The organism is Vibrio sp. 10N.222.55.B11, assembly GCF_041473705.1.
Taxonomy (GTDB): Bacteria; Pseudomonadota; Gammaproteobacteria; order Enterobacterales; family Vibrionaceae; genus Vibrio; species Vibrio crassostreae_C.
In genome coordinates this window covers 90,188-111,914 of sequence record NZ_JBFRST010000010.1, presented here as the reverse complement: position 1 = coordinate 111,914, position 21,727 = coordinate 90,188, and the positions used below count along the sequence as shown (strand labels likewise).

At 45.3% G+C, this 21,727-nt stretch carries 19 protein-coding genes; 13 read left to right on the top strand and 6 right to left on the bottom strand.

Annotation, left to right across the window (positions count from 1 at the left end; translation table 11 throughout):
• The first annotated feature begins 20 nt into the window (after positions 1 to 20).
• The 4 genes from AB4503_RS05830 to AB4503_RS05815 all read left to right on the top strand — a co-directional run bounded on the left by AB4503_RS05830 (position 21) and on the right by AB4503_RS05815 (position 4,015).
• Positions 21 to 545: a hypothetical protein gene (locus AB4503_RS05830; RefSeq protein WP_372113964.1), complete on the top strand. Its 525-nt coding sequence runs from the start codon at positions 21 to 23 to the stop codon at positions 543 to 545.
• 169 nt (positions 546 to 714) lie between these two features.
• On the top strand, positions 715 to 2,154 hold the full coding sequence (locus tag AB4503_RS05825; RefSeq protein WP_136973619.1) for a 6-phospho-beta-glucosidase: 1,440 nt from the start codon (positions 715 to 717) through the stop codon (positions 2,152 to 2,154).
• 99 nt (positions 2,155 to 2,253) lie between these two features.
• Positions 2,254 to 3,252, top strand: coding sequence for a LacI family DNA-binding transcriptional regulator (locus tag AB4503_RS05820; RefSeq protein WP_017059467.1), 999 nt, complete (start codon positions 2,254 to 2,256; stop codon positions 3,250 to 3,252).
• A gap of 202 nt (positions 3,253 to 3,454) precedes the next feature.
• Positions 3,455 to 4,015 carry a sugar O-acetyltransferase gene (locus AB4503_RS05815; protein WP_017064028.1) on the top strand — a complete coding sequence of 187 codons (561 nt, stop codon included), beginning with the start codon at positions 3,455 to 3,457 and terminating at the stop codon, positions 4,013 to 4,015.
• Positions 4,016 to 4,089: 74 nt separating this feature from the next.
• Here AB4503_RS05815 and AB4503_RS05810 read toward each other — a convergent pair whose 3' ends face one another.
• Complete coding sequence (locus AB4503_RS05810; protein ID WP_372113950.1) at positions 4,090 to 5,277, bottom strand: MFS transporter; 1,188 nt, start codon at positions 5,275 to 5,277, stop codon at positions 4,090 to 4,092.
• 281 nt (positions 5,278 to 5,558) lie between these two features.
• Between AB4503_RS05810 and AB4503_RS05805 the strand changes: the two genes are divergently transcribed.
• Both AB4503_RS05805 and AB4503_RS05800 read left to right on the top strand, forming a co-directional pair.
• Positions 5,559 to 6,440, top strand: coding sequence for a LysR family transcriptional regulator (locus AB4503_RS05805; RefSeq protein WP_017064026.1), 882 nt, complete (start codon positions 5,559 to 5,561; stop codon positions 6,438 to 6,440).
• Positions 6,441 to 6,908: 468 nt separating this feature from the next.
• Positions 6,909 to 8,441, top strand: a complete 1,533-nt coding sequence (locus tag AB4503_RS05800; RefSeq protein ID WP_372113949.1) for a phospholipase D family protein — start codon at positions 6,909 to 6,911, stop codon at positions 8,439 to 8,441.
• A 107-nt stretch (positions 8,442 to 8,548) separates the two neighbouring features.
• Here the strand turns inward: AB4503_RS05800 and nfsA are convergent, their stop codons facing one another.
• Entirely contained in the window at positions 8,549 to 9,271 is a 723-nt protein-coding gene (nfsA, locus tag AB4503_RS05795; protein ID WP_017066969.1) for an oxygen-insensitive NADPH nitroreductase, read from the bottom strand.
• Between the two features lie 279 nt (positions 9,272 to 9,550).
• Here nfsA and AB4503_RS05790 point away from each other — a divergent pair, with 279 nt between their 5' ends.
• From AB4503_RS05790 to AB4503_RS05760, 7 genes are all read left to right on the top strand, one after another.
• Positions 9,551 to 10,795, top strand: a complete 1,245-nt coding sequence (locus AB4503_RS05790; protein WP_372113947.1) for an NADH:flavin oxidoreductase/NADH oxidase family protein — start codon at positions 9,551 to 9,553, stop codon at positions 10,793 to 10,795.
• 236 nt (positions 10,796 to 11,031) lie between these two features.
• Positions 11,032 to 12,015 (top strand): HAD family hydrolase, encoded by a 984-nt coding sequence (locus AB4503_RS05785; protein ID WP_372113945.1) that lies wholly within the window; start codon positions 11,032 to 11,034, stop codon positions 12,013 to 12,015.
• A 194-nt stretch (positions 12,016 to 12,209) separates the two neighbouring features.
• Positions 12,210 to 12,905: an aspartate/glutamate racemase family protein gene (locus AB4503_RS05780; protein ID WP_065583757.1), complete on the top strand. Its 696-nt coding sequence runs from the start codon at positions 12,210 to 12,212 to the stop codon at positions 12,903 to 12,905.
• 223 nt (positions 12,906 to 13,128) lie between these two features.
• On the top strand, positions 13,129 to 13,251 hold the full coding sequence (locus tag AB4503_RS05775; RefSeq protein ID WP_258182976.1) for a hypothetical protein: 123 nt from the start codon (positions 13,129 to 13,131) through the stop codon (positions 13,249 to 13,251).
• A 199-nt stretch (positions 13,252 to 13,450) separates the two neighbouring features.
• Complete coding sequence (locus AB4503_RS05770; RefSeq protein ID WP_372113944.1) at positions 13,451 to 14,323, top strand: radical SAM protein; 873 nt, start codon at positions 13,451 to 13,453, stop codon at positions 14,321 to 14,323.
• Between the two features lie 267 nt (positions 14,324 to 14,590).
• Positions 14,591 to 14,827 (top strand): YdcH family protein, encoded by a 237-nt coding sequence (locus tag AB4503_RS05765; RefSeq protein WP_017067743.1) that lies wholly within the window; start codon positions 14,591 to 14,593, stop codon positions 14,825 to 14,827.
• Positions 14,828 to 15,020: 193 nt separating this feature from the next.
• A complete protein-coding gene (locus AB4503_RS05760) occupies positions 15,021 to 15,917 on the top strand; it encodes a LysR family transcriptional regulator (RefSeq protein ID WP_372113942.1) in 897 nt (298 codons plus the stop codon).
• 282 nt (positions 15,918 to 16,199) lie between these two features.
• Here AB4503_RS05760 and glpD read toward each other — a convergent pair whose 3' ends face one another.
• The 4 genes from glpD to AB4503_RS05740 all read right to left on the bottom strand — a co-directional run bounded on the left by glpD (position 16,200) and on the right by AB4503_RS05740 (position 21,535).
• A complete protein-coding gene (gene glpD / locus AB4503_RS05755; RefSeq protein WP_372113940.1) occupies positions 16,200 to 17,759 on the bottom strand; it encodes a glycerol-3-phosphate dehydrogenase in 1,560 nt (519 codons plus the stop codon).
• Positions 17,760 to 18,046: 287 nt separating this feature from the next.
• Positions 18,047 to 18,841: a DeoR/GlpR family transcriptional regulator gene (locus AB4503_RS05750; RefSeq protein ID WP_017060941.1), complete on the bottom strand. Its 795-nt coding sequence runs from the start codon at positions 18,839 to 18,841 to the stop codon at positions 18,047 to 18,049.
• A 260-nt stretch (positions 18,842 to 19,101) separates the two neighbouring features.
• On the bottom strand, positions 19,102 to 20,622 hold the full coding sequence (gene glpK / locus AB4503_RS05745) for a glycerol kinase GlpK (RefSeq protein ID WP_372113938.1): 1,521 nt from the start codon (positions 20,620 to 20,622) through the stop codon (positions 19,102 to 19,104).
• Between the two features lie 58 nt (positions 20,623 to 20,680).
• Positions 20,681 to 21,535, bottom strand: coding sequence for an MIP/aquaporin family protein (locus tag AB4503_RS05740; protein WP_372113936.1), 855 nt, complete (start codon positions 21,533 to 21,535; stop codon positions 20,681 to 20,683).
• Between the last annotated feature and the right edge of the window lie 192 nt (positions 21,536 to 21,727).

Sequence of the window (21,727 nt, the reverse complement as noted above, 5' to 3'; positions counted from 1 at the left end):
AACGGAACTGAGGTATGACAATGATGAAGCTTGCTGTGACTTTCCTTTTTAGTCTTGGGCTTATGGGATGTGCTACCTCAGAACCGGTGTATGAGCAGGAGGCGGACTCAAAGCCTGAACCATCACAACCCATAGGTTACCTCGGTTTTAAAGCTCACCAAGAGTGGGCGATTCAATTCAATGATTGCACGGTCTACGATTTAAACGGTGCACAACCTTACCAGTGGTTTGATCGCACTTCAGCCTCTGTGAGCTGTTATACGTTTAAGCCAAACGATGCCATCGAGCCTTTATCTGTCTATGCCGACGCAAACTTCGACAGCAATAAGCTAGCCCCGATTAACCGATTTCAAGAGCTGCAGGTATCAGAGTCTGGCTGGGGCAAGTTTCCTGCCGTCTATGAGACCAACGGTACCAATTGGCTGAAAGTCAAAGAGGGTTGGATTCACCTCACTTTAGCCGATCAGACACTCGTCCAGTTCTACCCGGGAACTCAAGACCTATCCGGCAAATCTCAGCATGATCAGTATTTTGAGCAGCATTGATCGTAATGCTGACTGTTGATTAGTCTGTAGTTCGATCAAAAAAGATCTTTTAACTATTGCTGAAACCGGTTTCAACCTGTATCTTTTCTTTTATTGAAATCGGTTTCAGAGTTGCAATGAGCTCTCTAATCCTGATCTTTTTCACGAATAACTTGTAGCGAGTAATGGTATGAACAACGAATTTCCGAACGATTTTTTATGGGGCGGTGCAGTAGCAGCGCATCAACTAGAAGGCGGCTGGGATGCGAATGGTAAAGGTGTCAGTGTTGTTGATGTATTAACAGCGGGCGCTCATGGTGTACAACGTCGAATCACCGATGGCGTGATTGATGGCGAAAACTATCCTAACCAAGTCGCAGTGGATTTCTACCATCGCTACAAAGAAGACATTAAGTTATTCGCTGAGATGGGCTTTAAGTGTTTCCGTACCAGTATCGCGTGGACGCGTATCTTCCCAAATGGCGATGAAGCTGAACCGTGTGAAGCGGGTTTAGCGTTTTACGATGATCTGTTTGACGAGCTGTTGAAATACGACATTCAGCCTGTGGTAACACTGAGCCACTTTGAAATGCCTTACCATCTAGCTAAGGAATATGGCGGCTGGATGAACCGCAAAGTGATCGACTTCTTCGTTAAGTATTCAACTGCAGTGATGGAACGATACCAACACAAAGTGAAATACTGGATGACGTTTAACGAGATCAACAACCAGATGAACACCTCGGCAGATATTTTCGGTTGGTTATGCTCAGGCGTGAAGTTTCCACAATGCGAAAAGCCGCAAGAGGCGATGTATCAAGCGGTTCACCATCAGTTTGTTGCAAGTGCTTTGGTGGTTAAGAAAGGTCACGAGATCAATCCAGATCTTCAAATCGGCGCAATGTGTGCGATGGTGCCTTTCTATCCTCGTTCTTCTAAACCGGAAGACATTATGGTGGCACAACAAGCGATGCGTGACCGTTACTTCTTCTCAGATGTGATGGTTCGCGGTCATTACCCAAATTACGCTACGCGTGACTGGGCAATCAAAGGCTTCAACATTGAGATGCAGCCTGAAGATGAGCAGATCCTAAAAGAAGGTAAGGCTGATTACTTAGGCTTTAGCTACTACATGTCGAATACCTTGGATTCTTCTTCTCACCAATCTACAGAAGAAGCGATGGACGGCGGTCATGAAAATTCGGTCGATAATCCGTTCATCCAGTCTAGCGATTGGGGCTGGCCAATTGATCCGACGGGTTTGCGTTTCTGTTTAGCGTCTCTGTATGAACGTTATGAAGTGCCATTGTTCATCGTTGAGAACGGTTTTGGCGCGGTTGATACCATTGAAGAAGATGGCAGCATTAATGACGATTACCGCATTGCTTACCTTGGCGACCACATCAAAGAGATGAAAAAAGCCGTTTCGATTGATGGTGTTGATTTGATGGGCTATACCCCTTGGGGCTGTATCGATTTAGTTTCGTTCACCACGGGCGAGATGAAAAAACGCTACGGATTCATTTACGTAGATAAGCACAACGATCAATCTGGCTCACTAGAACGCAAGCGCAAGAAGTCTTTCGAGTGGTATAAAGGTGTGATTGCATCTAACGGTGCCACTATTTAGAATGCATTCCCCAGCGCAGTTATGTGAACTGTGAGCTGTCATTTTGCAATGAATTAGTCGGCCTATGTCGGCTAATTTTTTATAAAGGAAAAGAAGCGAATGGTAACCATGCTTGATGTCGCAAACCGCGCAGGCGTATCTAAATCGACCGTTTCTCGTGTCTTAAATGGCAAGAACATCGTGCGCCCAGATGTGGTGAAAAAGGTATTTGATGCGATTCAAGAAACAGGTTATCGACCGAACTTGTTGGCTCAGCAATTGGCGACCAAGAAGACCAACTTCATCGGCTTTGTTATCACCAATGAGTTGTTCAATGGCCCTTACTTCTCTTCCTTGATGTATCACGCGGCTTCTTATAGCGAAAAGTCGAATCACCAACTGGTGATCACCGATGGCAAACACAGCGCTGAAGACGAAATAAAGGCGATCAACTTCCTGCTGGATATGAAGTGCGCGGGCATCATCCTCTATCCGCAATGCTTAACCGAATGTGAGATTGCAAAGATCATCGACAGCACCGACACTCCGATTCTGGTACTCAACCGTGAAATGCCGTCGAAGCCCAATCATGCTATTACCACCGACCATTATCAGAGTGCTTGTTTGATGGTTGAACACATCATCGAGCAAGGCCATACAGACATTGCAGTGATTCGTGGTAAAGCCGGTTCTTCGACCGATGAGCTGCGTTACCAAGCCTATCAAGATGTGTTAACTAAACATGGTGTTGCATTGGATGAGTCCAACGTTGTTCAAGGTGATTGGACGATGGAGAGCGGTTATCACGCGGCTCAGGCTTTGGCAAAAAGCAGAACCACATTCACTGCTATCTTGTCTGAAAACGATGATATGGCGATTGGTGCGATTAAGGCGTTAACCGAACTTGGGTACTCATTGCCTCAAGATGTTTCGATCGTCGGCTTTGATAACAGCAAAGTGGGGGCGTTTTTAACGCCAAGCTTAACGTCTGTGAGTGTGCCATTAGAGCAAATGACGCAAAAGGCGATCCTGCAAATTGTCGGTGAAACAGAGCAAGCGACCACCATCAATACCACTGGTAGTTTGGTGTTACGTGATTCGATAGCGAAGCTAAATTAGCACTGTTCGAATTTCATATTTTACCTACAAAAAGTGACGAGCTGCGCATCTCTTAAACCAAGCTCAAACACTCCTTATTCACTGTTATTTAGATGTGCGATATTGCGTTTTTGGTCGATGAATTGACCACCATTAGTTAAGTAATGTGAAGCTAGATAAGTAATATGAAAATAGCTAATTGATGTGAGAACAGGTAAGTAACGTGAAAACAGAAAAACAAAAAATGCTAGCAGGTGAACCTTATCAGGCTTGGGATAAAGAGCTTTATGCAGCTCGTATCGAATGTCGCAAGGTGCTTCAAAAACTCAATAACAGTATTCCTGGCACATCTGAATGGGAAGCAGCAACGCAAGAGCTCATTCCGGACTGTGAAAATGCACATTTAGAACCTCCATTTCGTTGTGACTACGGCTCGAACATCAAGCTAGGCAAGAACTTCTACGCTAACTTTAACTGCGTGATTTTGGATGTGGCTGAAGTGACTATTGGCGATAATGTGCTGCTTGGTCCGAACGTTCAAATCCTGACTGCAGGTCACCCACTCGATGTGAAAGGCCGTGTAGAAGAAGGCGTTGAGTTTGGCACACCGATTAATGTTGGCAACAATGTTTGGCTTGGTGGTGGTGTAATTATCTGCCCCGGTGTCACCATTGGCGAAAACAGCGTGATTGGCGCGGGCAGTGTCGTAACCAAAGACATCCCAGCCAATGTGGTTGCAGTCGGTAATCCATGTAAAGTGCTGAAAGCGATCGATAACGAGTAATAATCAGATTGAATTGATAAAGCCCGAACCTAGGTTCGGGCTTTATTTTTTCTATTCTTGCTAGATGCTAGATGCTAGATGCTAGATGGAACAGCTTGTTGTGCTTGCTTCTTATCTAACGCACCACTGAATCGAGTCAGAACAAGAGCGATCAGAACGATCACAGCACCTACCCAAGGGGTGTTCATTAATCCAGATTTCGCGACAATCAAACCACCGCCCCATGAGCCCAATGCAATACCGACGTTGAAGGCGGCAATGTTCAACCCAGAAGCGACATCGACTGCGTCTGGTGTGTATTTCTCAGCCAGTTTCACAACATACACTTGTAGCCCCGGAACGTTACCGAATGCGAATGCACCCCAAACCAAAATGGTAGCAACAGCTGCGTAAGGGTTTACTGCGGTAAAGTTGAATACCACCAGTACTGCGGCTAAACCAGAGAAGATAACGGTCAGTGCTTTAATTGGGCCCATCTTGTCGGCCATTTTTCCGCCCCAGATGTTACCGACCGCCACTGACACACCGTAAACCAACATGATTAAGCTGATTGAGCTCGAATCAAATCCTGATACATTTTCCAGTATTGGAGCAAGGAACGTAAACGCTGTGAATGTGCCGCCATAACCTAGTGCTGTGATAGCGTAAACCAACAGTAAGCGTGGTTGAGTTAGAACCTTTAGTTGTGCCGAAATCTTCGCCGCTGGTGGTTGCTTAAGGTTGCTTGGAACCAAGATAGCGCTACCGATAAGAGCAATAAGACCAAGCAGAGCCACGATCAAGAAGGTCGCTTGCCATCCAAAGGTTTGGCCGATATAAGTGCCCAGTGGTACGCCGGTTACCAATGCAACCGTTAAACCTGTAAACATGATCGCAATGGCACTGGCTGCTTTATCTTTTGAAACCAAACCTGTCGCGATGGTCGATCCGATCGAGAAGAACACACCATGGGCAAGGCCAGTCAAAATTCGTGCGGTGATCAGCGTGTTATAGCCTGGAGCTTGCCACGCCAATAAGTTACCAATGACAAACAATGCCATCACGGTTAGCAATACCGCTTTACGATTCCACTTTCCGGTTAATGCCGTTAATACTGGTGCGCCAATAGCAACGCCAAGCGCGTATAAACTGACTAATAGGCCTGCCGATGGCAGAGATACATTCAAGTCGCTCGCCATGGTAGGAATCAAGCCTACGATGACAAATTCTGTGGTTCCGATGGCAAAGGCGCTGAGCGTCAATGCAAGTAATGCTAATGGCATAATCATCTCTCTTACTGTTCTTTGTTAAATACCGAGCGCGATAAAATGGGGCAGCTTGTGACTGCAATAGGAGCGCTTCGTTTGATGGCGAGGATTATCTAGCAAAATATATTTGTGAAAAATGCCGCTATTCACAAATAACCTTTGTGAAATTTGCAATAATTAAAGAGTTAGCCGATCATTGGATTAAGCTGATGAGATCGAAAAGACACAGATGATTTGAGCTGTGATGAGCACAAGCGAGATGACATTAAACAAAATGAAGATAGCGAAGGAGCCTTATGTTAACCCGTTCAGATGATTTAGAAATGGTACTCACCGTTGTCGATGCTGGTGGTTTTTCTGCGGCGGCAGAGGCGCTGGATGTGCAGGTCGCCAAGGTATCTCGTTCGGTGAGTAAGGTTGAGTCGCAACTCGGCGTCTCAATATTCAACCGAACAACGAGACGCGTGGAATTGACGGAGGAAGGACGGCAGTTTGTCGATTCAGTCAGGGTGGGATTACAGATGATTCAGAGCGCGGAAGAAGAAATCGTGTCGCGCGGAGAGTTGCCAAAAGGTCGTTTAAGAGTCGATGCCGCCAGTCCATTCGTATTCCATCAGCTAGTGCCGTTGGTGCAGTCATTCAAAGAGGCTTACCCAGACATTGAGTTGGAACTCACTTCCAACGAAGGCTTCGTTGATCTTCTCGAAAAGAGAACTGATGTTGCGATTCGAATCGGTAAGTTGTCCGATTCAACACTGCACGCTCGCCCGTTAGGAAAAAGTTTACTCCATATTGTGGCGTCACCTGATTATCTCGCTAAGCGTGGGCTGCCCACCAAACCTGAAGATTTGAGTTCGCATCAAATTGTGGGGTTTGCGGGTAACAAAGTGCTTAACCATTGGCCTTTACCAAACCAAAGTGATGTCGCGCCTACTGTGACAGCCAGTAATGGTGAAACCGTGCGTCAACTAGTCTTAGCTGGAAATGGGATTGCTTGTTTATCGGGGTTTATGGTGCAGGAAGATATGGCAGCAGGTCGCCTAATCCCTATTCTGGAACAAGACAAACTTGCCAACACAGACCGAGAGCGAGTGAATGCGGTTTACTACAAGTCGTCATCGGTCTCTAAACGTATCTCGGCGTTTATCGACTTTATTCAGCCCCGTTTGAGCTTGTAGGGAAGGCTTGTGTAGGGACGATAAACGTTATGTAGTGTGAACAATGTTTTCGGTGTTGATCCTTACATGTCCCTTAGATGAACAACAGCTTTAGCGCTTACGTAAGTAATGCGTTTGCACGATCTCATATAAGTAAGTCGACACGCCTGTTAGTGTGAAATCAAGCGGTGAAACTAGATCTCCAAACAATGGTGAAGCATCACCCAGACCGAACAGACTCACCATCGAAATGGTCGAAAAGCCGCTGAGTTTATACTGTTTGGCGCTCACTCAACTTAAGTGATCTGTAGGCAATTTACTGACCTTTAAATTTATACTGGATAATTACCTATAAATTTATACTGGATAATTACCTATAAATTTCAGGATTTAGCAGTAATAATCAATGAATAGATCGGAATAGCTTGTTCATTGAAAAGCTGTACGGAAAGTTTCTAAAGACGTCATCGTGAAAAGGAAGTCAGATACATGCCTGTGCTCCAACGCATCAGTTTAACGTTAATCTTAATTGCCGTTTTAGGTGGGTGTTCTTCACTTCCTGAAGGCATCGATCACCCGACAGAACCGCCAACCTCTCCTGCACCTAGCTCTTTATCGGTTCTAACCAATGAATTTCAGCCTGAAGCTTTAGAGCAAGGCACCACTGCGGTTCGTCTGCAAGAGTCTGGTTGGGATGCCTTGGCACAGCGATTAGCGCTGGTCGAAAGTGCCGAGCACACCATCGACATTCAATATTACATCTGGAACTCTGACGAATCGGGCAGCTATCTCGCTAGCCGTTTATTAGCAGCGGCCGAGCGCGGTGTGAAGGTTCGCGTAATGCTGGATGATATCAACCTCAACGAACGTGAAGGGTTGCTGTCGGCACTGGATGCACACCCGAACGTCGAGATTCGTATCTTCAATCCAACACCAACACGCCGCGGTTTCAGTAAATGGCTGAGCTTTGTCGGCGACTTTTCTCGTTTAAATCGCCGTATGCACAATAAGTCGTTTACCGTCGATGGTACTTTGTCTGTGGTGGGTGGCCGTAATATCGGTGATGAATACTTTGACCTTTCTGATGAAATCAATTTCCGAGACCGCGATGTATTAGTCATGGGCTCGGTAGTTAACACCATCCAAACCAGTTTTGTTGAATACTGGAACAGCCGTTGGTCTTACCCTGTCGATATGCTGGATGATGACGAACAACCTGATCTCTCGAAGATAGATAATATTGTCGTTCCGCACTATCAAAATTACCCGGAATTGCCACTAGATCGTAAGGCTGCTGATAGTTTGCTGAAAGAGGTGATTGGTGAGATGGCATGGGTGAATGCGCGTTTTGTTTACGATCAGCCTGTTCCTGATGATTCAGACAATACCGATGAACCGAAAGCGACCGCGATTCTTCTAGGTAAGTTAGCGAGTGAATCGAAACAAGAGATCTTATTGGAATCGGCTTACCTTGTATTCGATGATGGTCAGCTTGAAGAGTGGCAAGTGTTGAACAATAAGGGCGTTGAGATAAAAGCGCTAACTAACTCTATGGCCTCTAATGATCTGGTGACTAATCATTCTGCTTATGCGGGCAGACGTTACGATATGTTGGAGCATGGCATCGATCTGTTTGAGCTAAAACCAGAATCTAAGTTGTGTGAAGCATCGACTCAAGACGTGTCTAAATGTGCGCCTGAGACAGCCTATGGCTTGCACGCTAAATCAGTCGTATTCGACCGCAGCATCGCGAGCATCGGCTCATTTAACTTCAACTTGCGCTCTACCTACCTCAATACTGAATCGGTTTTGATCATCGAAAATAAAGAGATTGCTGAAACGTTAGCAGACACTATTGAGCAAGCAATGAGTGAAGATAATAGCTGGCGCTTGGAATTGGAAGACGGTGATGTGTATTGGTATTCAGGCGATCAACGTTGGGACAGCGAACCTGACACTGGTCAATGGGAACGAATGCAGTCAGGCTTCCTACAGTTGTTACCGATTGAGAAATATCTGTAAGCTAGCCGCCTCCGGATAAATAAAAATGTCAGCGTATATTACGCTGACATTTTTGTTTGTACTGCTGTTTGCTGTGGTTTGTTGCAAGCTCTTAACGGCTTAACGGCTTAACGCTTGGTCAGCTGCTTGCTGTTCAAGTAAGGCAGGATATGCGGGCGAGATTCGCCAGACAGCTTTTGCGTGATCTGCTGTGACCAACTGCTCTGTTTTTGGTTGCTTGAACGGCTTGCGTAGTAGCTTTGCATCGAATCATCGTAGCTGGCAATGTCATCTAGGCTCAGCGGTTGGTATTGGTTTTCGTGCATCACCACGTGAGCTGGAAGGCGAGGCTTGACCTCTGGTTGCTGTGCCGGATGACCTAAGCACATCCCAAACAACACGGCGGTATGTTGTGGTAGTTCTAACAGTTCATCGACTTGTTGTGCGCTGTTACGCAGCCCGCCAATGTACACGCCACCTAAACCTAGAGACTCAGCAGCCAACATGCAGTTTTGCGCCATGATGCCAGAATCGACAGCGCCAATCAGGGTCAGTTCAGTAAAGTCGGTTTTCACTTCAGGGTTGATTTGAGCGTGGCGTTGATAGTCGATACAGAACACCAAAAACTCAGCCGCGTTCTCCACGTAAGCTTGATTGCCTGCGTATTCGGCTAGCAGTTTACGCTTCTCTTTGTTTGTCACTCTCACGATAGAAACAGCCTGCAGTAAGCTCGATGACGAAGCCGCGAGACCAGCCTGAATAATCACATCAAGTTGTGCTTTTTCAATCGGTTGATTTGTATATTGACGAATGGAGCGGTGCCCCAGAATAGTTTCAATCGTGCTGTTCATAACTCTCAGACAGTCCTTGTGATGATGGCGTAGAGAATCACAATAACGATAATTACCATGAGCGTAAAGGGCATTAGAGCCTTTCTGGTTGACATATTTCAGCAGCGTCAGCCCAGTTTTTGAGATTCTATTTATAATCGATTAATGCCAGCTGCTATGCCGCTGGCATTTTATTATTGAGTGAAACTTGCTTCGAAATAGGCACCAAATGCTCAGAACTGTCGGATAAAATAGGGCATACTGGACTCAATATATAAACCCAAGAAAGTAACCACGCGCATGAATCCAATCTGCCTCAACGACCCTTTTTTTCTTCCTAATGGCCAAGTGATCAAAAATCGCCTGTTCAAATCGGCAATGAGTGAACAGCTAGGTGATAAACATCATAACCCTAAGCAAGGTTTAGTCACGCTTTACCAGCGTTGGGCTCAAGGAGGAATTGGTCTATCCATGACGGGTAACGTGATGGTCGATAGAGGTGCGCTTGGTGAACCTAAAAACGTGGTGTTGGATGAGCACAGTGATTTAAGCGTATTTCGTGAGTGGGCGAGTGCCGGAACACAGAATGGTTCGCAGATATGGATGCAGCTGAATCACCCAGGTAAGCAAATTCCTAAATTCTTATGTGATAGCCCGGTTGCTCCTTCGGCTATCTCTTTAGAGCGTGGATTAGAAAAAGGCTTTAATACACCACGAGCTCTGACTGAGAAGGAAATAATCGCAATCATTGATAAATTCGCGCTGAGTGCAAAGCTTGCAAAACAAGCGGGTTTTACTGGTGTACAGATTCACGGTGCTCATGGTTATCTTGTCAGTCAGTTTTTGTCTTCTAGACACAATCAACGCCAAGACAAATGGGGTGGGTCACTCGAAAACAGACTTCGTTTCGTGCTTGAGGTTTATCGCGCGATTCGAAAAGAGGTTGGTGAAGATTTCCCTGTCGGAATTAAGCTCAACAGCGCCGACTTCATGAAAGGTGGCTTCACTGAAGAAGAGTCGATGCAGGTTGTGCAAACACTGAGTGATAACGGTATCGACCTGATTGAGATCTCTGGCGGCACCTATGAAAGTCCATCAATGATGGGTTCAAAGAGCAAAGCTGAATCAATCAAGTCCAGCACAGTAAAACGTGAAGCGTATTTTATGGATTACATGGTGAAGGCGAGAAAACTCGTCAGCACTCCGCTGGTGGTCACGGGTGGTTTTCGAACCGCGCAAGCAATGAATGAAGCATTAAACACCTCGGCGACCGATTTTATTGGTATTGCACGCACAATGGCGGTTGATCCTGATTTCCCTAACAAGTTAATTGAAAACCCTAGCCACGGCATGCCATTAACGGTGCCAACCACAGGAAAACCCGCATTAGACAAAGTGGCGATGGTCGGGCTGGTTTGGTATGAACATCAAATGTGGCGCATTGCCTCTGGCAAGAATGCTGACCCTAAACTTAGCGCATTAAGCGTGGTGGTAAAAACAATTCTCAGCGCTGGCTGGCACGCTTTCAAAAAGCGCAGAGTGTAAGCAGTCATGGATTGATAAAGCAGAACTTTGAGGAATTGAAGTTCTGCTTTTTTGTTTGTCTCCTTTTAAGTTCTCGATAAATACATCGCAGAGCACCCTCAGCCAGCTTAGCTGTGGTACTAATCTAATACCAACATGAGCATTGGTTATAGTGTTCATAAGTGGCAAATCAGAGTAGACCAACTAGGATGAATTGAATTAAACCCTACAATTAATTCAACAACATGGTAGTTGCTATGATGAAAATAACCCTCTTATCTGTCGCGATCTTATCCAGTCTCTCTTTCTCATCTTTTGCTAAAGATTGTGATCCCAACTTGCTGCCTTCTTGGAAGGACAGCGAGAGCAAATCCGCTATCGTCGACTTTGTTGGGCAAGCCACTAAAGCTGAGTCTGATACGTTCGTGGCAATTGAAGATCGCATTGCCGTGTTCGATAACGACGGTACGCTTTGGTCGGAAAAGCCTTATTACTTCCAATTAGCCTTTGCACTAGATCGTGTAAAAGAGATGGCGCCTGATCACCCTGAATGGAAAACCGAAGCACCGTTTAAGTTTGTACTCGAAGATAATATTGAGAGCGTTCTGGGCAGCGGTGAAGAAGGGTTATTGAAAATCATCATGGCGACACATTCTGGTATGACTGTTGAGCAATACCAGCAAGACGTTGAGCAATGGTTGACGGTAGCAAAAGATAAACGTTTCAACAAAGCCTACACAGACCTTACTTACCAGCCAATGAAAGAGATGCTGACTTACCTTCAAGAGCATGACTTCAAGACTTACATCGTGTCGGGCGGAGGCGTTGATTTCATGAGAGCGTGGGCTCCACAAGCTTATAATATTCCTACAGAGCAAATCATCGGTAGCGCGCTTAAATACAACTACAGCTACAACGATGGTAAGCCAACCGTTACTAAAGACTCGTCCATTTTGACCATTGATGACAAAGCCGGAAAGGTCACTAACATTCAGCATATTATCGGCAAGAAACCTATTCTAGCGGTCGGCAACTCAGACGGTGACCAAGCGATGATGCAATGGGCTACGAGCCAACCCAACTCAATGGCGATGATTGTTCATCACACTGATGCTGAGCGCGAGTGGCAGTACGATCGTGAGTCTCACGTTGGCAAGCTTGATAAAGCGCTAGATGAGGCGAATTCCAGAGAGGATTGGACACTGATCGACATGAAATCAGATTGGTGTGAGGTGTACTAACGCCAAGTATACCCTTGGTCAAAACTTCAAAGGCTCGGATTTTAAATTCGAGCCTTTTTTGTGAGCGGAGGTTTTTGGAATGAATGGTTTGAAAGGAATAAGGTGTTATGGGTTCGCTTTAAGCAAGAACGTACTATAAATTTTCAATGCATGACGGTTTAATCGAGTTAGTCGGAAATTAAAGGAATAGCAAAATGAAAACGATCGGTTTGCTCGGCGGTATGAGTTGGGAGTCGACAGTGAGCTACTACAAATCCATCAACGAGGGCGTTAAAGCCACACTCGGCGGGCTCAATTCTGCAAAGGTTTGTATGTACAGCGTGAACTTCGATGAGATAGAAAAGCTTCAACATCAAGGTCGCTGGGCTGAGACGGCGGATATCTTATCGGACGCGGCTTTATCGGTAGAGAAAGCCGGAGCGGACTTCATCCTGATCTGTACCAATACCATGCATAAGGTCGTTCCTGAGATCGAAGAGAAGATCACGATTCCTATCTTGCACATCGCTGATACCACAGCGCAGAAACTGCTGGAACAAGGAGTGAAGAAAGTCGGATTACTCGGCACGGCTTTCACGATGGAACAAGATTTCTATAAAGGCCGCCTGACTAACAAATTCGGTATCGATGTGGTGATTCCTGATGAGAGTGACCGAGAGAAAGTCCACAACATCATTTATCAAGAGCTGTGTCGAGGCCAAGTAAAAGAAGAATCTCGAGATGTATACCGTCAAATCATTGAGAAGCTAGGCCAACAAGGTGCAGAAGCCGTTATTCTGGGCTGTACTGAAATCGCCCTCCTGATTCAGCAGCAACACACTGATGTTCCCTTGTTTGATACCACAGCCATTCATGCAGAAGCGGCTGTACGTTTGGCGACGAGTGATTAACTTCTAGTTCTTATTCTTAGTTCCATAGCTGTCCTATTTTCGCTCTTGTACGATTTTCATTCGTTGAAGTGAAAGTTTTTTGTACAAAAGCAGGTCGTTAGTTAAAGAAGCGATGCTTTGTTCATTAACCAAGGCCTTATCGGTAGGTAAGGTTTTAGTTAATGACTGAGGTATCCGCGCTTTTAAGCACTATGCTTTAGTCATGACCGAAAGAGGATTTATTATGAAATGGCTTATCTTATCTGTAACGCTGTTATTCGTGGCAGGATGCCAATCGACGGGGTCTCAAGAAGCACAAGTCGGTGACGACATGAATCGAGTTCATACCCAAGGGTGCAGCAGCTAATCTTCTTTTGTGGAAACACATTTTCAGCTGCTCCGGTAGAGAGTTACCCCTACAAAGCCTTGTGTTGTCACAAGGCTTTTATTTTATACAAAACCTAAAAACTGATTCGACTATATCGCGAATTATCAATGAATACTGGTGTTGATAAACTCTGTTTTATTAAAGCACGCTCTCGTGCTTATAGACCGGAGAAACCAATATGAATTACGAGGGAAAAGTATATCGTCCATGGACAGAGGCGAAGAGCATTCTGATTCAAACCACTTTAGGTTGCAGTATCAACACGTGCACGTTCTGTAATATGTTCAGCGATAAGCGATTTAAGGTTCGCGACATTGAAGACGTGTTTAAAGATATTGAAGAAGCGCGCCTGATCTACCCTTACGTTGAATCGATTTTTCTTATTGATGGCAACGTGATGGCAGCTCGTACGGATTATCTGCTTAAGGTCTTGGATAAGCTTCGTCACACCTTTCCTGAAAGTAGAAAAATATCACTCTATAGCGGTTTGAATGATTTTCGTAGAAAGAGCTTGAGTGAGCTTAAAGAGCTTAAAAGTGCCGGTCTCACTATGGCTTATGCGGGGTTGGAGTCAGGCGATGCGGTTGTACTCGACAACATCAAAAAGCGCATGACACCAGAACAAGCGATCGAAGGCATGGAATTAGCCAAAGAAGCCGGCATTGAAACCTTACTTTCGTTTATCTTCGGCCTTGGCGGTCGTGATCGATCACGTGAACATATTGTCGAGACCACAAGATTACTGAATATCATGAAGCCTGAGCAGATAGCGCCAATGGCGTTAGCGATTCAGCCAGGAACCGTGATGGAACAAGAAGTAAAAGATGGCAAGTTCGTTATGCCGACGCAACTTCAGATCTTAGAAGAAGAAAAGTATCTGCTTGAGAATCTAAACATCGACACTTTCTATTGGGGCGACCATGGTAATAACATCGTGACTCAGAAAGGTTTCCTGCTTGATTCAAGAGAGCAATTTTTGGCTAAGGTGAACCATGCGATAGCATCAAACCCAATGGCTAAAGACAGTGTTATTCAGACGTTTGCTTGGTAGCGTTTAGTTAAAAACGATACTTGCAGGCTAAGTAAAAATCGAAAGAAGTATTGTTTTCGAGGCGGGATAATCGCCATAAACCTACTTCCGTTGCTGAGACAATTCAAAATCAGCAAAGCCATTTTCTTGGTGGATGTTGTAAATTTGTGAATCTGAATTGTCTATATTCTATGCTGTGTACTGGATCTCATTTGTTATTTGACTCCCTTGCTAAGGTTAATAATGAATGCGTAATACCAATCACTTTACTCAACTTAAGAGGTTTCTATGCTAGGTGAAAATCATTCTCTTGTTCACGAATTTCCTGAAATGAAAGATAAAATTGCTGAGCTTGTTAAAACTGACGATGGCTTTGCAGCAGACATGAAGACGTACGACAACCTTGATAAAGAGATTCGTAAGCTTGAGCTGAAAGATTCACCCATTGATGACGGCTCGATGCACCAACTGAAACATGATCGTTCTGTACTGAAAGATGCACTGCATGCACGTTTAACTGGCTAGTGAGCTAGTAATTTTGCTGATTAGCTAAATGGCGAATTGCAGACTTAGACAAAAAAACTCCTTCGGGAGTTTTTTTCGTTTTGGCACAATAACATCTTCACAATTCAACTGAGTTAATACGTTGTATTGTTATGTGAATGACGCATAATGAGGGTTACTGGTACACGATTTTTAAGATTTTATTGGTAATCTCATGAATATTGAACACCTCAAATTGTTTGTTCGTTTAGCTTCCACACATAACATCAGCATGGCTGGGCAAGAGCTTGGTTTGTCTCCTGCTGTTGCAAGCTCGCACATCAGTAAACTGGAAGACAATTTAGGCGTTCGCTTGGTCCACCGAACCACTCGTAAGGTCTCTTTAACCGAAGAGGGGGAAGCATTCTTACCTCATGCTGAAGAAGTGTTATCGAGCGTGGATGCTGCCAAATCGGCGGTCGGTGTGGGTTGTGATTCTCCAACCGGAACGTTGCGAGTTACCGCATCTGCGTCTTTTGGACGTTTGCATCTTGTTCCTGCCTTACCTGGATTCTTAGAGCGCTACTCTGGGTTAAAAGTCGATCTCAGGCTATCAGATTCGATGGTGGATGTTGTTGAGGGTGGCTTTGATATCGCGATTCGTATCTCGGAGCTGAAAGACTCGACTCTGATTGCCCGAAAACTTGCGACAGACAAGCGTATTGTGTGTGCATCGCCTGATTACTTAATCAAATATGGTAAGCCAGCCACACCTCGAGATCTTAACGATCATCAATGTATTAGCTTAATTGGTTTAGAAAACTGGACCTTCAATACTGAAAGCGGGCCTAAGACGATTAAGGCATCTGGGTCGTTCAGGGCAGATAACGGGGAAGCACTGCGTGACGCAGCCTCAGGTGGTATGGGGATCACGGTGACATCGAATTGGTGTGCCTATGAACAACTGAAAAGCGGTCAGCTGGTTCAAATATTAGAAGATTACCCATTAACATCAGAGCCTGCAATTTGGGCTGTGTACCCAAGCACAAGGTTACTTGCACCAAAGGTGAGATCCTTCATTGACTACTTCTCTGAATATTATGGTAATCCGCCGTATTGGGAGAAAACATAGAGACAAACGTTATTAAAGCGCTGACATGGTGAGCGTTTTTAAATGTGTCGTTTCATTGAGGTAAAGAATAGCAACCTTTTATGAAGTTGATAATCAACCGGATTAATAAAACACTATTTAGTTTTTGTTGAAAATGGGGGAGTGAACAAAGCCTCAGTCCGTGCGAAGGAGACGATCAATCGAGTTCTTAGGTCGGAATAGCAGGCAATAAAAAAGCTTAGCGCGGGGGACGCTAAGCTTCGTTGTTAAGTATGTTCTTGAACCATGCTTAGGCTGGTGGGGTTAGCCTACTTGAGAAAAGCTCACTACCTTGCTTTGTAGTTTCTCTTTCAGGTAATCCGTCACCGCTTGCTGCTCGGATTCGCTCATGTATAAGCCAAGTTTGGTTCTGCGCCACAAGATGTCTTCGTCAGTCATCGCCATCTCTTCATTAATCAAGTAATCGATTTCAACTTGATAAACGCCATGCGCTTCGCTTGAGAATTGGGTACCAAGATCAGCTTCGCTCGTTGCACCTTCCAGCAGCTTCCAAGTGTAAGTACCAAATTGAGTCACATAACGTAGTAACAGTGCTTCAGATGCCCAAGGGTATTTCGTGTGCATCATTGCTGCAAGCTGTTCGCGGCTACAGCTAAAGTTGCCACCCGGTAGCGTGTCGTTAGCTGTCCAAGGTGCGCCCATGTGTTTCAGGTAAGGTTCTAGCTTGTTCAGTGCCGCTTCGCCGAGTTTACGATAAGTAGTTAACTTGCCACCGAAGATCGAAAGCAATGGTGCTTGATCTAGCTCTGCGTCCAATTCCAATGTGTAGTCACGAGTGATCGCTTGTGGTGAATCCGATTCGTCGTCACAAAGCGGTCTTACGCCACTGTATGTCCAAACCACGTCTTCACGCTCTAGTTGCTTAACAAAATGCTGGTTAACGATATCAATTAAGTAATCAACTTCTACATCGTCGATAGCCACTTCGCGAGGATCGCCTTTGTATTCAAGGTCGGTTGTGCCGATGATCGAGAACTTATCTAGGTAAGGGATCATGAACACTATGCGGTTATCTTTGTTTTGTAGAATGTACGCTTGTGGTTCGTCATGAACACGCGGCACCACAATGTGTGATCCTTTGATTAGGCGAATATTACGTGGTGAGGTTTGCTCTAAACCATCATCAAAGAACTGTTTCACCCAAGGGCCAGCTGCGTTGACCAATGCTTTCGCTTTGCGCTCGAAACGTTGGTTTGTCATCACATCAAGAATCGTTACATGCCAAATGTCGCCTTCGCGGTGTGCTTTTTCAACTCGGCAGTAGTTGCGTACTTCTGCGTTGTTTTCTTTCGCCGCCAACACGTTCAGCAATACCATACGCGCATCATCTACCCAGCAGTCTGAGTATTCGAAACCTGTTTTCATTTCTGGTTTAAGCAAACCTGATTGAGCCAAGTTCACCGTTTTACTTCCAGGAAGAGTCGTACGTTTACCTAAGTTATCGTAAAGGAATAGGCCACAGCGGATCATCCAAGCCGGGCGTAAAAATGGTCGGTGCGGTAAACGGAAACGCATTGGTTGTGCAACGTGAGGTGCTTTTCTCAGCAACACTTCACGCTCTGCAAGTGCTTCTGAAACTAAACGAAATTCATAATGTTCAAGGTAACGTAAACCACCGTGGATTAGCTTTGAACTTGCAGAAGACGTCGCAGAGGCGAAATCATTTGCTTCGTATAAACCAACGTTTAGACCACGACCAGCAGCGTCTGCCGCGATACCCGCACCATTGATGCCGCCGCCAATAACGATTAAGTCTAGAGTTGAAGATGTACTATTGTTTGAATTAGTTTGTTGAGCACTCATGGTTTTGACCTCTTTCTGAGCGAACGAGCATTTTAGAACATAATTGAATCCTATATTAACTTTCGTTTGCGGTCATTTATTATTTTCGTTTATGCGCGTTTTATGTGATTTGCGCATAAAAAAACCTTCACTTATGACAGCGAAGGCTAAAAATAACTCTCATTCGAGCATAGAAGTGATATTAATCATGTTCAAGTGCGACTTTCCAAGTAACAAAAAAGCCCATTATCGATAAAGTGATCTATCAATAATGGGCTCTTTTAATGAACATGATTTCTGAGCGTTTTTTATGCGTCCGACGCTAGTGGTTGAGAAGCGGTCTCGATAACTTCTAATGGAATGTCTGAATCTTTAAGGATGTTCAGGATCTCTTCTGGTGGCTGTTTATTGGTGAACACCATGTGTGCTTGAGAGATGTTACCCAGCTTAACCATTGCGTTACGACCAAACTTACTGTGGTCAACTGCCAGGAAGATGCTGCGGCTGTTTTCGATGATGGCTTGCTTCACTCGAACTTCATGGTAGTCAAAATCAAGCAGTGAGCCGTCAAAGTCGATACCGCTGATCCCTAGAATGCCGAAGTCGAGGCGGAACTGCTTCACGAAATCGAGTGTTGCTTCACCCACGATACCGCCATCACGGTTTCTTACCTCGCCACCCGCCAAGATAACCTTTATCTCTGGGTTTGGTAGCAGGATACTGGCAACGTTGATGTTGTTAGTCACGACTCTGAGTTGTTTGTGGTTCTTGTTCAGCGCGCGCGCCACCGATTCTGGCGTAGTGCCGATATCAACGAACAAGGTTGCACCATCTGGAATGTGTTTTACCAGCTCGTCGGCAATCACATCTTTTTCATTGAAGTTAAGCGCTTTACGCGTGTTGTAAGAGGTGTTTTCTGAGCTAAGAGGAATGGTTGCACCACCGTGATAACGACGGATTTTGTTGCTATCAGCCAGCTCATTGAGGTCTCGTCTGATGGTTTGTGGGCTAACATCGAACTTCTCTACGAGCTCTTCGGTGCTCACATATCCTTGTGTTTTTACCAGGTCTACAATCTGCTGGTGTCTTGGTATCTGCTTCACTTAACTTACCACTCCCTGCACGCTATGGGCTCTAGCGCGTCACAATCGAAAATATTAACTCGCGCTATTGTGCTCGAATTGATGAGGAGAGAGAAGTAATGATAGTAAGGAATTATGTCCAAACCGCAAAAACGTTGATCAAAACATGAAAAATTGGCTCCAAACGCAAAAAAGAGCACAAAATAGTGCTCTTTTTAGTTTCGTTTACTGAGGAACGAACAATTCAATCGATAAGAGAGTGATTATTCGAACGCTCGATTTTACTCTTCGTCGTCATCGTGCAGTTCAGACCAAACTTGTGCACACTTGATTGCACGCTTCCAGCCTTTGTAACGGCGGTTACGTTTCTCTTCGTCGTGGTGCGGCATGAAGGTGCGGTTAAGAACGGCTTTGTCTTGAAGCTCGTCGATGCTGTCCCAGAAACCAACTGCTAGACCAGCAAGGTATGCTGCACCCAGAGCCGTTACTTCAGTTACTTCAGGACGGTGAACTTCTGTATCTAGTACGTCTGATTGGAATTGCATTAGGAAGTTGTTCGCTACTGCACCACCATCAACACGTAGGTTTGCTAGCTTGATGCCAGAGTCCGCTTGCATCGCATCCAATACGTCACGAGTTTGGTAAGCAATACCTTCCAGTGTTGCACGGATGATGTGGTTAGAGTTAACGCCACGTGTTAAGCCAACAATCGTACCGCGAGCGTAAGCATCCCAGTATGGTGCGCCCAGACCAGTAAAGGCTGGAACAACGTAAACACCGTTTGACGTATCTACTTTAGTTGCGAAGTACTCAGAGTCTTCTGCGCCAGCCAGTAGCTTCATTTCATCACGTAACCATTGGATAGATGCGCCACCCATGAATACCGCACCTTCAAGTGCATAAGCTGGTTCGCCTGTAGGACCACATGCTAATGTCGTTAATAGGCCGTTCTTCGATGTTACTTTCTCTTGGCCTGTGTTCATCAGTAGGAAACAGCCCGTGCCGTATGTGTTTTTCGCTTGACCAGCTTCAACACACATTTGACCGTAAAGCGCTGCTTGTTGGTCACCCGCAATACCAGCGATTGGAATACGAGTACCGCCTTTACCACCAAGGTTCGTTTGGCCGTAAACTTCAGAAGAGCGTTTCACTTCAGGCATCATTGATGCTGGAATACCCATCTCGTCTAGTAGCTTGCTGTCCCAGCATAGGTCGTTGATGTTAAACAACATAGTACGTGATGCGTTAGTGTAATCCGTAACGTGTACACGGCCTTGAGTCATCTTCCAAACCAACCAAGTATCAACCGTACCGAACAGTAGCTTACCTGCTTCAGCGTCTTCGCGAGCGCCTTCAACGTTGTCTAGAATCCATTTTACTTTTGTACCTGAGAAATACGGGTCAAGGACTAAACCTGTATTGTCACGCACGTAGTCTTCTAGGCCACGTTCTTTAAGTTCTTCACAAATTTCTGCAGTACGACGACATTGCCATACGATGGCGTTATAAACCGGCTTACCTGTCTCTTTGTTCCAAACAATGGTGGTTTCACGTTGGTTAGTGATACCAATGCCCGCTAGCTCATCGCTGCGGATGCCTGCTTTAGCCAGCGCTTCAACCAATGTAGAGCTTTGAGTCGCCCAGATTTCCATTGGATCATGCTCAACCCAGCCAGCCTTTGGATAAATTTGAGTAAATTCTCGTTGAGAAGAGCTTACGATGTTTGCATCGTGATCGAGGATTACAGCGCGAGAGCTTGTAGTGCCTTGGTCTAGGGCAACAATGTATTTTTGCTCGGTCATGGTAAGAATCCTTTTTGTTCCGTTATTTATATTTTAGTAAATGTAAGGTCGCTTGGGGTTAAGCTTGAGCTTGTTCAGCTTCTTCTTCTGTTTCACATTGGTTTGGAATTGTGCAGCCATGGCCTTCCACTGGTAGGTGAGCACCAATAACACGTGGGTACAACCAGCCACCAAAACACGCACCAGCGATAGGAGCAAGAATTGGAACGATGAAGTAAGGAATATCACGTGCACCGCTTAGTGCGAAATCCCAACCTGCAAAGTAAGCGAACAGTTTTGGCCCGAAGTCACGAGCAGGGTTCATTGCAAAGCCCGTCAGTGGACCTAAAGAACCACCGATAACCGCGATAAGAATACCGATCAGTAGAGGGTTCATTGCACCGCGAGATGCGCCGTTGTTCTCATCACCTAACGCTAAAATGGCAAACATCAACACTGCAGTAATCACGAATTCCACAGCAAAAGCGCCGAAGAAAGAAAGTGAAGCATGTGGGTAAGTCGAGAAGATACCAGCAGTTGATAGTGCGTCTTGGCTGCTACGAACGAAGTTATGTGCGATTTCGTAGTCAGTAAATAGGTTGCTGTACAGGCTGTAAACCAATGCTGCAGAGCAGAAAGCGCCAAGCAGTTGCGAAATGATGTAAGGCACCACTTTCGCTTTATCAAAGCCATGGAACATGGCCAGTGCAATCGTTACGGCTGGGTTGATGTGTGCGCCTGAAACGCCGGCAGTACAGTAAATTGCAATCGCAACACCGAAGCCCCAGATGATGCTGATTTCCCATTGTCCGAATGTCGCACCAGTTAGTACCAGTGCTGCCACACAGCCAACGCCGAAGAATATGAGTAATCCTGTGCCGATAAATTCAGCCAAGCATTGCCCAAATAAAGAAGGGTGTTTGTTTGTTGTCATGTTCGAGTCCTTTTTAGTTTTGCTTATCTAGCACGTGTATTGTGCATATATTTGCGAACTCGAAAATAAACGAACATCAAAAGTGAGCGTTTGAGCATAAAATTGTTAATTAAAGTCACTTGAAATGTTAATCCGAACACTTTTGCTCGAAAAAGATGCTCGCATGAACGTCATTGCTCGAATTGATAGGTT

Excerpts from the sequence above, each read along its gene's own strand:
- AB4503_RS05775 (WP_258182976.1), top strand. The coding sequence starts at position 13,129 with ATGAAATGGCTTATCTTATCTGTAACGCTGTTATTCGTGGCAGGATGC.
- AB4503_RS05790 (WP_372113947.1), top strand. The coding sequence starts at position 9,551 with ATGAATCCAATCTGCCTCAACGACCCTTTTTTTCTTCCTAATGGCCAA.
- AB4503_RS05820 (WP_017059467.1), top strand. The coding sequence starts at position 2,254 with ATGGTAACCATGCTTGATGTCGCAAACCGCGCAGGCGTATCTAAATCG.
- AB4503_RS05825 (WP_136973619.1), top strand. The coding sequence starts at position 715 with ATGAACAACGAATTTCCGAACGATTTTTTATGGGGCGGTGCAGTAGCA.
- glpK (WP_372113938.1), bottom strand. The coding sequence starts at position 20,622 with ATGACCGAGCAAAAATACATTGTTGCCCTAGACCAAGGCACTACAAGC.
- nfsA (WP_017066969.1), bottom strand. The coding sequence starts at position 9,271 with ATGAACAGCACGATTGAAACTATTCTGGGGCACCGCTCCATTCGTCAA.
- AB4503_RS05805 (WP_017064026.1), top strand. The coding sequence starts at position 5,559 with ATGTTAACCCGTTCAGATGATTTAGAAATGGTACTCACCGTTGTCGAT.
- AB4503_RS05830 (WP_372113964.1), top strand. The coding sequence starts at position 21 with ATGATGAAGCTTGCTGTGACTTTCCTTTTTAGTCTTGGGCTTATGGGA.
- AB4503_RS05780 (WP_065583757.1), top strand. The coding sequence starts at position 12,210 with ATGAAAACGATCGGTTTGCTCGGCGGTATGAGTTGGGAGTCGACAGTG.
- AB4503_RS05765 (WP_017067743.1), top strand. The coding sequence starts at position 14,591 with ATGCTAGGTGAAAATCATTCTCTTGTTCACGAATTTCCTGAAATGAAA.
- AB4503_RS05800 (WP_372113949.1), top strand. The coding sequence starts at position 6,909 with ATGCCTGTGCTCCAACGCATCAGTTTAACGTTAATCTTAATTGCCGTT.
- AB4503_RS05770 (WP_372113944.1), top strand. The coding sequence starts at position 13,451 with ATGAATTACGAGGGAAAAGTATATCGTCCATGGACAGAGGCGAAGAGC.
- glpD (WP_372113940.1), bottom strand. The coding sequence starts at position 17,759 with ATGAGTGCTCAACAAACTAATTCAAACAATAGTACATCTTCAACTCTA.
- AB4503_RS05785 (WP_372113945.1), top strand. The coding sequence starts at position 11,032 with ATGATGAAAATAACCCTCTTATCTGTCGCGATCTTATCCAGTCTCTCT.
- AB4503_RS05810 (WP_372113950.1), bottom strand. The coding sequence starts at position 5,277 with ATGCCATTAGCATTACTTGCATTGACGCTCAGCGCCTTTGCCATCGGA.
- AB4503_RS05760 (WP_372113942.1), top strand. The coding sequence starts at position 15,021 with ATGAATATTGAACACCTCAAATTGTTTGTTCGTTTAGCTTCCACACAT.
- AB4503_RS05740 (WP_372113936.1), bottom strand. The coding sequence starts at position 21,535 with ATGACAACAAACAAACACCCTTCTTTATTTGGGCAATGCTTGGCTGAA.